This is a genomic window from Streptomyces sp. NPDC004539, assembly GCF_040610055.1.
Taxonomy (GTDB): domain Bacteria; phylum Actinomycetota; class Actinomycetes; order Streptomycetales; family Streptomycetaceae; genus Streptomyces.
Map to the genome: position 1 here is coordinate 66070 of NZ_JBEXLS010000001.1, position 13830 is coordinate 79899.

13 protein-coding genes are annotated in these 13830 nt (G+C 70.3%); 2 read left to right on the plus strand and 11 right to left on the minus strand.

What is annotated here, in order from left to right; genetic code table 11:
• Window positions 1-147: 147 nt before the first annotated feature.
• The 3 genes from ABZX85_RS00320 to ABZX85_RS00330 form a co-directional block, all read right to left on the minus strand.
• Window positions 148-3873, minus strand: coding sequence for an AAA family ATPase (locus ABZX85_RS00320; RefSeq protein ID WP_355861076.1), 3726 nt, complete (start codon window positions 3871-3873; stop codon window positions 148-150).
• Window positions 3874-4082: 209 nt separating this feature from the next.
• Window positions 4083-4286 (minus strand): hypothetical protein, encoded by a 204-nt coding sequence (locus tag ABZX85_RS00325; RefSeq protein ID WP_010353869.1) that lies wholly within the window; start codon window positions 4284-4286, stop codon window positions 4083-4085.
• A gap of 378 nt (window positions 4287-4664) precedes the next feature.
• Window positions 4665-4946, minus strand: a complete 282-nt coding sequence (locus tag ABZX85_RS00330; RefSeq protein WP_355861078.1) for an acylphosphatase — start codon at window positions 4944-4946, stop codon at window positions 4665-4667.
• A gap of 259 nt (window positions 4947-5205) precedes the next feature.
• On the opposite strand from ABZX85_RS00330, the gene ABZX85_RS00335 reads away from it, so the two are divergent.
• Together ABZX85_RS00335 and ABZX85_RS00340 are read left to right on the plus strand one after the other, a co-directional pair.
• Entirely contained in the window at window positions 5206-6141 is a 936-nt protein-coding gene (locus ABZX85_RS00335; RefSeq protein WP_355862269.1) for a CAP domain-containing protein, read from the plus strand.
• A gap of 76 nt (window positions 6142-6217) precedes the next feature.
• Window positions 6218-6616: a helix-turn-helix domain-containing protein gene (locus ABZX85_RS00340; RefSeq protein WP_355861080.1), complete on the plus strand. Its 399-nt coding sequence runs from the start codon at window positions 6218-6220 to the stop codon at window positions 6614-6616.
• Here ABZX85_RS00340 and mutM read toward each other — a convergent pair.
• From mutM to recG, 8 genes are all read right to left on the minus strand, one after another.
• Window positions 6589-7449 carry a bifunctional DNA-formamidopyrimidine glycosylase/DNA-(apurinic or apyrimidinic site) lyase gene (gene mutM / locus ABZX85_RS00345; protein WP_355861082.1) on the minus strand — a complete coding sequence of 287 codons (861 nt, stop codon included), beginning with the start codon at window positions 7447-7449 and terminating at the stop codon, window positions 6589-6591. The two genes, ABZX85_RS00340 and mutM, sit on opposite strands and share 28 nt — an antisense overlap.
• A gap of 73 nt (window positions 7450-7522) precedes the next feature.
• Window positions 7523-8311, minus strand: a complete 789-nt coding sequence (gene rnc, locus ABZX85_RS00350) for a ribonuclease III (protein ID WP_355862271.1) — start codon at window positions 8309-8311, stop codon at window positions 7523-7525.
• Between the two features lie 17 nt (window positions 8312-8328).
• Complete coding sequence (gene rpmF / locus ABZX85_RS00355) at window positions 8329-8502, minus strand: 50S ribosomal protein L32 (protein WP_007493396.1); 174 nt, start codon at window positions 8500-8502, stop codon at window positions 8329-8331.
• Between the two features lie 2 nt (window positions 8503-8504).
• Complete coding sequence (locus ABZX85_RS00360) at window positions 8505-9152, minus strand: YceD family protein (RefSeq protein WP_355861084.1); 648 nt, start codon at window positions 9150-9152, stop codon at window positions 8505-8507.
• Between the two features lie 135 nt (window positions 9153-9287).
• Window positions 9288-10370 (minus strand): cell division initiation protein, encoded by a 1083-nt coding sequence (locus tag ABZX85_RS00365; RefSeq protein ID WP_355861086.1) that lies wholly within the window; start codon window positions 10368-10370, stop codon window positions 9288-9290.
• 67 nt (window positions 10371-10437) lie between these two features.
• The gene (gene coaD / locus ABZX85_RS00370; RefSeq protein WP_355861088.1) at window positions 10438-10917 is read right to left on the minus strand and encodes a pantetheine-phosphate adenylyltransferase; all 480 of its coding nucleotides are present in this window, start codon (window positions 10915-10917) and stop codon (window positions 10438-10440) included.
• A gap of 26 nt (window positions 10918-10943) precedes the next feature.
• Window positions 10944-11591: a 16S rRNA (guanine(966)-N(2))-methyltransferase RsmD gene (rsmD, locus tag ABZX85_RS00375; RefSeq protein ID WP_355862273.1), complete on the minus strand. Its 648-nt coding sequence runs from the start codon at window positions 11589-11591 to the stop codon at window positions 10944-10946.
• Window positions 11588-13792: an ATP-dependent DNA helicase RecG gene (gene recG / locus ABZX85_RS00380; RefSeq protein WP_355861090.1), complete on the minus strand. Its 2205-nt coding sequence runs from the start codon at window positions 13790-13792 to the stop codon at window positions 11588-11590. The genes rsmD and recG overlap by 4 nt, the downstream gene beginning before the upstream one ends.
• Window positions 13793-13830: the final 38 nt, after the last annotated feature.

Here is a 13830-nt window from a genome sequence, read left to right on the forward strand (position 1 = left end):
CCCTCCAGTGGCGCACAGCAGGCCGCCGCCCACCACCCGAAGGGAAAAGCAACGAACCAGAGACTATGCCTTCAAGTTATGAACTCCAACGCGGGGTGATGTGAGATGGCAGTCACTCTCAACCGGGAATGAGTTCAAGACTTGAACTCATCGCAGCCGCTGCGAGATCACCTTCGACACCCCGTCCCCCTGCATCGACACCCCGTACAGCGCGTCCGCGACCTCCATCGTCCGCTTCTGGTGCGTGATGACGATCAGCTGCGACGACTCCTGGAGCTCCTGCATGATCCGGATCAGCCGCTGGAGGTTCGTGTCGTCGAGGGCCGCCTCCACCTCGTCCATCACGTAGAACGGACTCGGCCGCGCCTTGAAGATCGACACCAGCAGCGCGACGGCCGTCAGCGACCGCTCCCCGCCCGACAGCAGCGACAGCCGCTTCACCTTCTTGCCCGGCGGACGCGCCTCGACGTCCACCCCCGTCGTCAGCATGTTGTCGGGGTCCGTCAGGATCAGCCGCCCCTCGCCGCCCGGGAAGAGCCGCCCGAAGACCCCCTCGAACTCCCGCGCCGTGTCCCGGTACGCCTCGCTGAAGACCTGCTCGACCCGCTCGTCGACCTCCTTCACGACCTGAAGGAGATCCGTGCGCGTCTTCTTCAGGTCCTCAAGCTGCTCGCTCAGGAACTTGTGGCGTTCCTCCAGCGCCGCGAACTCCTCAAGGGCCAGCGGGTTCACCTTCCCGAGCTGCTGGTACGCCCGTTCGGCCGCCCTCAGCCGCTTCTCCTGCTCGGCACGGACGAACGGCACCGGCCGGGGCTCCTCGTCCGCCGGGTCCTCCCCCTCCGCCGGGGGTGAGGGCGGGACGAGCTGATGCGGGCCGTACTCCGTGACGAGGCCCTCCGGTTCGACGCCCAGTTCCTCCAGCGCCTTCGTCTCGACCTGCTCGATCCGCATCCGCTTCTCGGCGCCGAGCACTTCGCCCCGGTGCACCGAGTCGGTCAGCTTGTCCAACTCGCCCTTGAGTTCCCGGCCGACGGTCCGTTCCGCGGCCAACTCCTGTTCCCTCGCGGCCTTCTCGGCCTCGGCCTCGGCGCGGTCGGCCGCCGCCTGTCGCACGGAGGTCTCGACGTGGGCCAGCAGCCGCCGCGCGCCCTCCGCGACCGCGCCGGCGACCTCCGCCTCGTACACCAGACGCCGTTGCCGCTGCTCCGCACGCGACCTCGCGTCGCGCTCCGCCCGTGCCGCGCGGTCCAGTGAATCGCCCCTGCCCGCAAGGCCCTTCACCCGTTCCTCGTGCGTACGGGCCTGGAGGCGGGCCTCCATCTCGGTCTGCCGCGCGTTCGCGCCGTCCGCCGCGAGGCGGTCCCGGACGGAGGTGTCGGGTTCCTCCTCGACGGGCAACTCCTCGGCCACCGCCAGGCGTTCGGCGAGGATCTCGACTTCCTCCAGGGCTTTGTCGAGGGCGTCCTGTGCGCGGGCGGCTGCCGCCGTGGCTCGTTCTGCCTCGCCTGCCGCGCCTCTCGACTGGCCCGCGAGGCGGCCGAGTTGCTGGGCGACGGTGGACTTCTCCTTGTCGGCGGCGCGTCGGCGGTCGGTGAGGTTGTCGAGCGACTCGGCGCACTCCGCGCGGCGTTGCTTCGCCGTGGCCTGCCGCTCCGTCAACTCCTCGCACGTGGCCGCCAGTTCCTTCAGCTCCGCCGCCGCTTCGTCCACGGACGCCTGGACTTCGAGGAGGCTGGGGGCGCCCGCGGAGCCGCCGTGGGCGAAGTGGGCTGCCAGGAGGTCGCCTTCGGTGGTGACTGCGGTGAGGTGGGGGTGGGTGCGGATGAGTTGTTCGGCCTGGTCGAGGGTGTCCACCACGGCGATGTCGTGGAGGAGGTGGTGAATCGCGGGGGTGAGGTGGGAGGGGGCGCGGACGAGGGTGGTGGCCAGGGGGGCGTGGGCGGGTGCGGGTTGAGTGTGGCTGATCGCGCAGTTCCCCGCGCCCCTAAATGATGTGGTTGCGCTTGGTTCGTCGGCCGCGGGATCAACGTCGCTGGTCGCGCCCACGCGGCGGCAGCCGCACGTCGGACACAGCCCCGCGCCCCTGAAGGACGTGGTGGCGCTTAGTTCGTCGGCCGCGGGTTTGCTGTGGATTCCCCCACCGCTGAAAGACTCGCCCCCCGCCAACACCAGCGTCGCCCGTCCCCCCTCCTGCTTCCTCAGCAACCTGATCGCCTCCGCCGCCGCCGACGGACCGCTCACCGCCACCGCGTCCGCCGCCGCTCCGAATGCTGTCGCCAGCGCGACCTCGTACCCCGGTGTGATCGTCAACAGCTCTGCCGCCGGGCCCAGTACACCCGTGAGGCGGTCCTTCGCCGCGAGCAGTATTCCCGTGCCGTCCTTGCGGCGGAGGCCCAGCGACAGGGCCTCGTGTCTCGCCTTGGTGGCCGCTCGGCGGCGTTCCGCTGTCGTGAGCGTCTCTCGGGCCGCGCTCGAAGCGGCCTCCGCCTCCGACAGTTCGCGCTTCGCCGTCGCGTGGGCCTCCGCCAGGTCCGCGTCGTCGGCGTCGAGGCCGTCCACCTCCGCCTTCAGCGCCTCGTACTCCTCCTGTGCCGTCACCGCGCGCTCGACCGCCTCGTCCCGTGACGCGGTGAGGCGGTCGATCTCGGACTGGGCCGAGGACGCGCGGGAGCGGGCCGCGTTGACCTGGCCGGTGAGGCGGGCGAGACCCTCGCGGCGGTCGGCGATGGCGCGGGCGGCGTCCTTGAGGCGGCGCTCCTCGGCGGCCAGCTCGCGTTCGAGGTCGGCGCGGTGGGCGACCGTGTCCTCCAGGGCGCGTTCGGCGGCTTCGAGGGCGGCCTCCAGCTCCGCTTCCTGCTCGCGGACGCGGGCCGCCTCACGTTCGAGGTCCTCCGGGTCGCGGCCCCGGCGCTCCTCGGGGGGCGCGGACGTCGCGCTCTTCACCCGGGCGTCGGCGAGGGAGATGGTGCCCCGGACACGTTCGGCGAGCTGGGACAGCTCGTACCAGGTCTGCTGGGCGCGCTGGAGGCGCGGGGTGAGGCGGCGGACCTCGTCCTCCAGCTGCCCCTCGCGCTGGAGGGCCTTCTTGAGGTCCTGCTCGGCCGTCTCCTTGCGCTCCTTGAGGGCGGCCTCGTCCGCGATCTCGGTCTGGAGGGCGGCGCGCAGGCGGACGAGGTCGTCGGCGAGCAGCCTGAGGCGCGCGTCCCGCAGGTCCGCCTGGATGACGGCCGCCCGGCGGGCGACGGCGGCCTGCCGGCCCAGCGGCTTGAGCTGGCGGCGGAGTTCGTCGGTGAGGTCCTGGACGCGGGAGAGGTTGGCCTGCATCGCGTCGAGCTTGCGCAGCGCCTTCTCCTTGCGCTTGCGGTGCTTGAGGACCCCGGCCGCCTCCTCGATGAAGGCGCGGCGGCCCATGGGATCGGCGTGCAGGACGGAGTCGAGCTGGCCCTGGCCGACGATGACGTGCATCTCGCGGCCGATGCCGGAGTCGGAGAGGAGTTCCTGGATGTCGAGGAGGCGGCAGGTGTCGCCGTTGATCTGGTACTCGCTGGAGCCGCCCCGGAACATGATCCGGGTGATGGTGACCTCGGCGTACTCGATGGGCAGCGCGCCGTCGGAGTTGTCGATCGTGAGGGAGACCTCGGCGCGGCCGAGCGGGGGGCGGCCGGTGGTGCCGGCGAAGATGACGTCCTCCATCTTGCCGCCGCGCAGGGACTTCGCGCTGTGCTCGCCCATGACCCAGGTGAGGGCGTCGACGACGTTGGACTTGCCCGAGCCGTTGGGCCCCACGACGCAGGTGATCCCCGGTTCGAACCGGAGCGTGGTCGCGGAGGCGAACGATTTGAACCCGCGGAGGGTCAGGGCCTTGAGGTGCACGCCGTCGGACTCTACCCGCCGGGTCGGCGGCGCCCGGTGAACGCCGGGCGGCCTCGCGGTTTCGCGGGTGAACGCTCCGGGCACACCACACGTTAAAGAGAGGGGCAGGGCGAGCGGGGGCTCGGGGGAAGAAAGAAAAGAAGGGACGCCTGGGCGTCCCTTGCAGATCTTGACAACTCAAACGGTGCCGTGGAGCGGTGCAGCAGCGATCAGGTGAACGCGGGCTCCGGCTGGTGTGCGTCGATGCTCTCCATGAGCCTGTCGTGAGAAGCGGCAGCCGTCAGAGCGTCGTTCTCGGCCTGGATGCGGCCGAGCTCGGATTCCAGATCCTGGACGCGCTGCTGGAGCCGTCGCATCTCGGCGAGGAGTCGCGGGTCGGAACCGCCGACGTAACCGAGAAGCGCCTTTGCCATGATGGATGGTCCTCCACACTGAGTGACCGACCGAAACGGTGTGGGTCGTGAGGGATTCGCACCCGACCTCTGGGCAGGATCTGGTTGTTGCTGCCGTTCATCCATGCCAAACAGCTAGGTGCGCGGGGTTCCCTCAGAGTCTCACCAAAAAGTTTGACGGTCAACACGATCACGCCCCGTGCGGAGGGCTCCGCGGGGCGGACGGAACGGTGAGCGGCGGCGGCACGGCTCCGGGAGGACACGGGGCCTCGGCGATCACAGTTGAACGGGGAGCCTGCCAGAGCACGCGCTTCTTGGCAACCACCTGCTTCTTTCCGCCCGGAGCCACCCTCGGCCACCACCCCCGGCAGACCTCCGAGGCGCCGGTGCCCGCCGGGCTCACCGGATCGCGAAGCCGTCGTACCCGCCGCGCGGTGTGTCCCAAATCTCGGTGACACCGTCCACGCGGCCGGGCGTGTCGGCTCCCGTCAGCCAGTCGAGCAGCCCTTCGCAGTCGCCACGGGCCCCTTCGGCGACGACCTGTACGCGCCCGTCGGCCAAATTGAGAGCAAAACCACTCAGCCCGCCGATCTCCAGCGCCTTGGCCCGGGTGAACCAGCGGAATCCCACGCCCTGTACGTGTCCTCGGACCCAGGCGACCAGTCGCGCATCCTCACTCATGGAGGCAACCTAACCGGCCCGATGTCGCACAGGACACTTCCTCCCCGGGCGTCATGGGGTACCGTCCCCACCCGACGAAACTCACCCGATCGAGTGATTCAGGGCGACCGCGAGGAGTCAGCGACACAGGGGCTCGGGGACCGCAGTGCTCAGGAACGCCGCAGGACGAGGAAGGCCAGACATGGGACGCCACCGACGCTCAGGCGCCGAGACGGGCCATACGCACGCCGCCGAGACCCCCGCGCAGCACACCCCGGGCATGGGCACCCCGCTCCCGGAGGCGTACGCCGACGCCAACGCGAGAAGCGCCGAGTACCTGTACGCGACGGAGACCGACCCGGACGGCCACGGCGACGGCCCGCGCCGGCGTCGTAGGCGCGGCAGGAAGACCGTGCGGACCGGGCTGCTCGGGGTCTCCGCGGCGGTCGCGCTCGGGACGGTCGCGGTGACCTCGGGGCTGATTCCGGGGCTGGAGAGCTACAAGCTCGGCGGGGACAGCGCCTCGGACGCCTCCGGGGACCGGGTCCGGGTCTCGGACTCGCCGACCAACGCGGCCTCCGAGCAGGGCGGCGCGGCGGGTACGGCGGACGGCGCGAGCGGTACGGCGCCGCGGGCGTCCGTGCCGTCGGCGGCCCCGTCGGCCTCCGCGACGCCGTCCTCGGCGCCGGAGAAGGAGAAGAAGGCCCCGGCGAAGAAGACCGCCGAGGCGAAACCTTCCGCCACCCCGTCGAAGACGCCGGTGGCGGAGGAGACGCCCGCGAAGGCGCCCGCCGCGCAGCAGCCGGAGAGCTCGAAGGCGGCCACGGCCGTGTCGGCGGAGCTCCAGGCGGCGGCCCAGGTCCTCGTGCTCGTCAACGAGGAGCGCGCGAAGGTGGGTTGCAGCGCCCTGTCCGCGAACAGCGCCCTCGCCGACCTCGCCCAGAAGTTCAGCGAGGACATGGCCGCGCGCGGTTTCTTCGACCACACCGACCCCGACGGCAAGTCTCCCTGGGACCGGGCCGCGGCGGCCGGGATCACCGATCTCGCGGGCGAGAACATAGCCCGCGGCCAGGCCGACCCCGCCGCCGTGATGGAGGCGTGGATGAACAGCCCCGGCCACAAGGCGAACATCCTGAACTGCGACTTCAAGACGCTGGGCGTGGGGGTGCACTTCGGTTCGGGCGGGCCGTGGTGGACGCAGGACTTCGGGTACTGACCCGCCCGCCCACTGCTCACTAACCGAAAGAAAGTGCAACCTGCCGGTTAGCGCTGAATTCGCTTACCCTTTTCCTATGACCAGCACCCAGGAGACTCCCGCCGAGGAGCTGCCGTTCAACGTGTTCGCGCGGGCCTGTCCCTCACGGACGACGCTCGAACACGTCACCGGCCGCTGGGGCGGGCTGACGCTCGGGGCGCTGTACGAGGGCTCGCTCAGGTTCAACGAACTGCGGCGGCGGGTGGACGGCGTCAGCGAGAAGATGCTCTCCCAGACGCTGCACGCGCTGGAGCGCGACGGCCTCGTGCACCGCGAGGCCCAGCCCACCAACCCCCCGCGCGTCGACTACGAGCTGACGCCGCTCGGCCGCCGGGTCGCCGAACGCCTGCTGTCCCTCATCGACCTCGTCGAGGGACACATGGACGAGGTGATGACCGCCCGCGTCCGCTACGACGAGACGCGCGGCGGGCGCTGACACCTCGGGCAGAAGTAGCTGGAGCGGTTCATCCACGCCCGCCGGGCCATCGGCGTCCCGCACCGCTTGCACGGCTCGCCCTCGCGGCCGTACGCGTCGAGGGAGCGGTCGAAGTAGCCGGACTCGCCGTTGACGTTGACGTACAGGCTGTCGAAGCTGGTGCCGCCGACGGCGAGGGCCGCGGTCATCACGTCCCGGACATGGCCGAGGAGTTCCGCCGTGCGGGGGCGGGTGAAGCCGGGGGTCGGGCGGTCGTAGTGCAGCCGGGAGCGCCACAGCGCCTCGTCCGCGTAGATGTTGCCGACCCCGCTGATCAGCGACTGGTCCAGCAGGGCCCGCTTGACCGTGGTGCGCTTGCGGCGCAGGGCCTCGTGGAACGCCTCGTCGTCGAAGAGCGGGTCCAGGGGGTCGCGGGCGATGTGCCCGATGACGTCCGGCAGCCCGTCGTCCGTCGTCTCGTGCAGCGAGAGCCCGCCGAAGGTCCGCTGGTCGACGAAGCGCAGTTGCGTCCGTACGTCGTCGGCGAACCGGACCCGGATGCGCAGGTGCTTCTCGTCGGCCGCGTCCGGCGGCTGGACCAGGAGCTGGCCGCTCATCCCGAGGTGCGCCAGGATCGCCTGGCCGCCGTCGTCCAGCGGCAGCCACAGATACTTGCCGCGCCGGGCGGGCGTACCGATCCGGTGGCCCTTCAGCCGGTGCGCGAAGTCGTCGGCGCCCGCGAGATGGCGGCGTACGGCCCTGGGGTGCAGGACCTCCGCGTCGGCGACCGTGCGCCCGGCCACCCACCGCTCCAGACCCCGCCGGACGACCTCGACCTCGGGCAATTCGGGCATGGCACTCCCCCGGAAGGTGAACGGACCGAGCGCCCGGCCCCGTTCGGCGGGGCGGGCGCTCGGCACTGCGTACTTATGCGGAGGCGGACTCGGCGTCGGTGGCGGCGGCTTCGGCAGCCGCGGCCTCCTGCTTGATCCGTTCGTCCGCCGCGGCGCGGATGGCGCGCCAGGCGGACTCGGCGGCTTGCTGCTCCGCCTCCTTCTTGCTGCGGCCGGTGCCGGTGCCGTACGAGACGCCTCCGACGCGGGCGGCAGCAGTGAAGGTCTTCTCGTGATCGGGACCGGTCTCCGTGACCAGGTACTCGGGGACTCCGAGCCCTTCGGTCGCGGTGAGCTCCTGGAGACTGGTCTTCCAGTCCAGGCCGGCACCGAGGTTCGAGGACTTCTCGATGAGCGGGTCGAACAGGCGGTGCACCAGTTCGGAGGCCGCGTCGAGGCCCTGGTCGAGATAGACCGCGCCGATCACCGCTTCGAGGGTGTCGGCGAGGATGGACGCCTTGTCCCGGCCGCCCGTGCCCTCTTCACCCCGGCCGAGCCGGATGAAGGAGCCGAGTTCGAGGCCGCGGCCGACTTCCGCCAACGCGCGCGAGTTGACCACCGCGGCCCGGAGCTTGGCCAACTGGCCTTCCGGGAGGTCCGGGTGGGTCGTGTACAGCGTGTCGGTGACGACGAGACCGAGCACGGAGTCCCCGAGGAACTCCAGCCGCTCGTTCGTCGGCAGACCGCCGTTCTCGTACGCGTAGGAACGGTGCGTCAGCGCACGCACCAGAAGGGCGGACTCCAGCTGATAGCCGAGCCGCCCTTCCAGAAGCGTGTGGGACGAGGCCGTGTTGTCCGCTGAGTTTTTCTTCGGCGTGGACACAGTGCCTCTCACCAGCCTCAGACTTCGAGGACCTGGCGCTTGTTGTAGGTGCCGCAAGACGGGCACGCGATGTGCTGCAACTTGGGCTCGTGGCAGCGCTCGCACGCAACCAGGGTGGGGACCGCAGCCTTCCACTGCGACCGGCGGTGGCGCGTGTTGCTGCGCGACATCTTCCGCTTCGGAACAGCCACGGCTACTTCTCCTGCTTCTCGTCGACGCCGGTTTCAGCGCCGCTGGTCTTGTTCTTCTCGTCGGATTCGAGCGAACCCGAGAGTTCCTGCAATGCCGCCCAACGGATGTCGACGGCGTCGTGACGGTGGCCCGGGTCGTCCGCGAGCCGTACTCCGCACTCGGAGCACAGGCCCTGGCAGTCTTCCCGGCACACCGGCTGCATCGGCAGTGCGAGCACCACCGCGTCCCGCAGCACGGGTTCGAGGTCGAACAGGCCGTCCTCGATGAAGAGCCTGTCCTCGTCGTCCTCGGCGTCGTCGTCGGGCTCCGCCTTCTTCGGGCGGCCCCGCTCATCGGCGTCGGGGTACGAGAACATCTCCTGGAACTCCGCGTCGAGCTCCAGCTCGACCGGCTCCAGACACCTTACGCACTCCCCTTCGGCCTGTGCACGGACGGTGCCTGTGACAAGCACCCCTTCCATGACCGACTCCAGACGGAGTTCCAGCTCCACGGGGGCGCCTTCCGGCACCCCGACGACTCCTTGGACACCGAGGTCCTTGGGGGCGTCGATCTCACGGGTCAGGCGTTGGAGCGCGCCAGGACGCCGGCCCAGCTCGTGCGTGTCGAACACGAGGGGGTTGCGGTGGTCGAGGCGGGCGTTCGCGGCCATTCCTGTTTTCGATCTCTTCCGAGCGGGAGGGGACGCCGCCCAGCGGTGCTTCGGGGCAGCGGTGATCGCGGACGTGCACGCGACCGAAGAGCCAGGATACTGGAGCTTTCCCGCATAGCCCAATCCGGGTCCTGGCTAGAGCCCTCGCCCCTGCTCGTAGGCGCGGAGCTGCTCCGGGGTGATCATGCCGGTGTCGAAGAGGCTGGTCTCGTCGAGGGCGTACGCCTGCTGCGCGTGCTGCTGCTGGGCGTGCTGCTGCGGCTGTGCCTCGTACGTCTGCTGACCGCCGTCGTAGCCCTGGCCCTGGTAGGCCGCCGCCGCGTAGGGGTCGGCCTGCTGGTAGCCGTACGGGTCCGGCTGGGCGTACTGCTGGTCGTAGCCGGTGTAGCCGTCCTGGTAGCCGTAGGCGGGCTGCTGCTCGTAGCCGTGGACGACGGGCTGCTCGGCCGGGGGCCGGGGCGGGGCCGGGGTGGAGCCGGTGCGGGAGGACTCCTCGCGGTCGGCGAGGGCCGCGAGGTCGGCGAGGTAGTCGGCGTCGGAGGAGTGCTGGTAGGTCGTGTTGTCGTCGGCGAGGGCGCTGAGGTCGTCGGTGGCGATCCGGCCGTGCAGTTTGTCGCGGCCCCGGCCGACCGCCTCCAGCGTCTTGGCGAGGACCGCCTCGAAGGCGCCCAGCTTGGCGTCGACGTACGCGTCGGCGTCCCGGCGGAGGGTCTCGGGGTCGTGGCTGCGCTCGGGGGCGTCCTCGTCCTCGTAGCCGTTCTCGTCCAGGCCCGGGCCCGTGCCGAGGAGCTTCTCGCGGCCCCGGCCGACCGAGCCGAGGGTCTTGGTGAGGACGACCTCGAAGTTGGCGAGCTTGGAGTCGACGTACTCGTCGGCCTCGGCGCGGACCTCCTCGGCGTCCCTGCGGGCCTCCGCGAGGATGCGGTCGGCCTCGGCCTGGGAGCGGCGGGCGACCTCCGTGCCGGAGATCAGCGAGCCGCGTTCGGCGTGCGCGGTGGTGATGATGCGGTCCGCCTCCTGACGGGCCTGCTCGACCATCTGGTCGCGTCCGCCGATCAGCTCCTGGGCCTGGGCGAGGGAGTCGGGCAGCGCGGCCCGGACCTCCTCCAGCAGGGCGAGCAGGTCGGCGCGGTTGACCACGCACGAGGCCGACATGGGCATCGACCTCGCACCGGACACCGCGGCGACGATCTCGTCGAGCTTGTTCTGTACGTCCACCTAGGCTCGCCACTCTCTACCGCTGTGTTGGAGACGGACAGGGCCGACTGTAGCCCCCGGCGTCCCATCAGTCCTTGCGCAGGCGTTCGTTGAGGGCTTCGAGCACGGCCGGGGGCACCAGGTGCGCGATGTCCCCGCCCCACGTCGCGACCTCCTTGACGAGCGAGGAGGACAGGAAGCTGTACGCCGGGTTCGTCGGCACGAACAGCGTCTCCACCCCGGAGAGGCCGATGTTCATCTGGGCCATCTGCAACTCGTAGTCGAAGTCGCTGACCGCCCGCAGCCCCTTGACGATCGCGGGGATGTCCCGCTGCTTGCAGAAGTCGACCAGCAGCCCGTGGAAGGACTCCACCCGTACGTTGCCGTACTCGGCCGTGACCTGGCGGATCAGGTCGATCCGCTCCTCGACCGTGAAGAGGCCGTGCTTCGATTTGTTGATCATCACCGCGACGTACACCTCGTCGTAGAGGCGGGAGGCGCGGGAGATGATGTCGAGGTGTCCGTTGGTGATCGGGTCGAACGACCCGGGACAGACGGCTCGGCGCACTGGTGATCCCTCGCTCTCCGGTCCGGTCATCGTGCGTCTTCGCACGTAGAGGCGGTGTCGGCCTCGGCGGCGCGACCGTACCAAAACGTTCCCTCGCCGTAGCGACGGGTCTTGACCGACTCGAATCCCGCCGGCCAGTGGAATTCTCCGCCTCTGGTGCTGCGCTCCACGGTGACGATCGCGTCGTGCGTGAGCCAGCGTTCGGTGCGGAGTGTGAGGAGGATCTCGCGAAGATCGTGATCCGTGACGGCGTAGGGGGGGTCGAGGAAGGCGATGCCGTACGGGGCGGGTGGAGAGGTCCGGATGAGTTGTTCGGCTTTCCCCGGTCGGACTTCGGCGCCGGGGAGACCGAGGTTCTTCACGTTCTCGCGGATGGTTCTGACCGCTTTGGGGTCGGCTTCCGCGAGGAGGGTGTGGGACGCGCCTCGGGAGAGCGCCTCCAGGCCGACCGCGCCTGAGCCCGCGTAGAGGTCGAGGACCCGTTCGCCGGTGAGGGGCCCGCCGAGGAGGGACTCCCAGGTGGACATGAGGGCTTCGCGTGCGCGGTCCGATGTCGGGCGAGTGCCGGTTCCCGGGGGGACGGCCAGTCGACGTCCGCCGGCGGTACCGGCGATCACGCGAGTCATCTTTGAAGTCCTTGGTAGAGGGACGAGTACAGCTCCAGTGTGGCTCAGCCCTTTTCCAAGTACTGCTCCCTCTCCTTGTCCAAGAGAGCGTCCAGCGCCGTCCGCAGAGCTGGGTACTTCTTGAGTTCGGGGTCTTCCAGGACAACCGCCGTCGCCTCCTCCCTCGCCTCCGCGATGACCTCCTCGTCCTCGATGACCTCCAGGACCCGCAGGGACGTGCGCGCTCCCGACTGTGCCTGCCCCAGCACGTCGCCCTCTCGCCGCTGCTCCAGGTCGATGCGGGACAGTTCGAAGCCGTCCAGCGTCGACGCGACCGCGTTGAGGCGCTGGCGTGCCGCGCTCGCTTCCGGCATGTCCGTGACCAGGAGGCAGAGACCCGGCGCCGATCCTCGTCCCACCCGGCCTCGCAGCTGGTGGAGCTGAGAGACCCCGAAGCGGTCCGCGTCCATGATCACCATGGCGGTGGCGTTGGGGACGTTGACGCCGACCTCGATGACGGTCGTCGCGACCAGGACGTGTGTCTCGCCGGCCGCGAACCTCCGCATCACCGCGTCCTTGTCGTCGGGGTGCATACGGCCGTGCAGGACCTCCACCCGGAGGCCGGTGAGCGGGCCCTTGGCGAGCTGGTCGGCGACGTCCAGGACGGCCAGCGGGGGGCGTTTGTCGCCGTCCGGGGTCTCCTTCTTCGCCTTCTTGGCGTCCTCCTCGTCCCCGATGCGGGGGCAGACGACGTACGCCTGATGGCCCTTGGCGACCTCCTCGCGGACGCGTTCCCAGGCGCGGGCGAGGAAGTGGGGTTTGTCGGCGGCCGGCACGACGTGCGTGGCGATCGGGGAGCGGCCCGCGGGGAGCTGGTCGAGGACGGACGTCTCCAGATCGCCGAAGACGGTCATCGCGACCGTCCGCGGGATCGGCGTGGCGGTCATCACCAGCAGATGCGGCGGCTGTTTGCCCTTGCCCCGCAGCGCGTCCCGCTGCTCGACGCCGAACCTGTGCTGTTCGTCCACGACGACGAGCCCCAGGTCGTGGAACTGCACCTTGTCCTCGATCAGCGCGTGCGTCCCGATGACGATGCCGGCCTCGCCGGTCACCAGGTCGAGCAGCGCCGACCTGCGCGCGGCCGTCCCCATCGAGCCGGTCAGCACCACGACCTTGGTCGCCCGGTCGGAGCCACCGAGCATCCCGCCCTCGGCGAGATCCCCCATCATCTCCACGACCGACCGGTGGTGCTGCTGCGCGAGCACCTCGGTGGGCGCGAGCATCGCGGCCTGCCCGCCCGCGTCGACGACGGCGAGCATGGCGCGCAGGGCGACCAGCGTCTTCCCGGAGCCCACCTCCCCTTGCAGCAGCCGGTGCATCGGGTGGTTCGTCGCGAGGTCGTCGAAGATCTCCTTCGAGACCTTCTGCTGGCCGTCGGTGAGGGTGAAGGGGAGGCGGTCGTCGAAGGCGGTGAGGAGGCCGTCGGGGGCGGGGACGCGGGGGACGGCGGGGAGTTGGGTGTCGGCGTGGCGGCGGCGGGCCAGGGCGACCTGGAGGACGAATGCCTCGTCCCACTTCAGGCGGGCGCGGGCCTCGGCGACGTCCGACTTGGTGTGGGGGCGGTGGATCTTGAGGAGGGCCTCGGGGAGGGAGACGAGGGAGCGGCCCTCGCGGAGGGCGGGCGGGAGGGGGTCCAGGGCTTCCTGGGCGGTGGGCAGGACCGTCTGGATCGCCTTGGCGAGCTTCCAGGACTCCAGTTTGGCCGTGGCCGGGTAGAGGGGGATGAGGGTGCCGGCCCAGGTCTCCACAGACTCGCCCTCCTCCGAGTCGTCGCCTTTGAGGAGCTGGTACGCGGGGTGGGCCAGCTGGAGGCGGCGGTTGAAGACGGAGACCTTGCCGGAGAACATCGCGCGGGTGCCGGGGAGGAGGTCCTTGTGGGGTTTGTGCACGCCGTTGCCGAAGAAGACGAGCTGGAGCCGGCCGCTGCCGTCGGTGATGGTGACTTCCAGTCGCTGGCCCTTGCCCCGGGGGGCTTTGGAGGAAGCGAACGTGTGCAGCCGGGCGTCGGCGACCATCGCGACGACCGTCACGTGTTCGTCCATCGGGAGGTCCGCGAGGTGCGTGAGCTGGCCGCGCTCCTCGTATCTGCGCGGATAGTGGTGCAGGAGGTCACCGACCGTGTGCAGGCCGAGGTGCTCGGCCATCACCTTCGCGGTGGCGGGGCCGAGCACTTTTTTGAGTGGTTCTTCCAGTGCGGGCACGAGATCCATTGCACACCACACCACTGACAATGCCCTACACGTGTCTT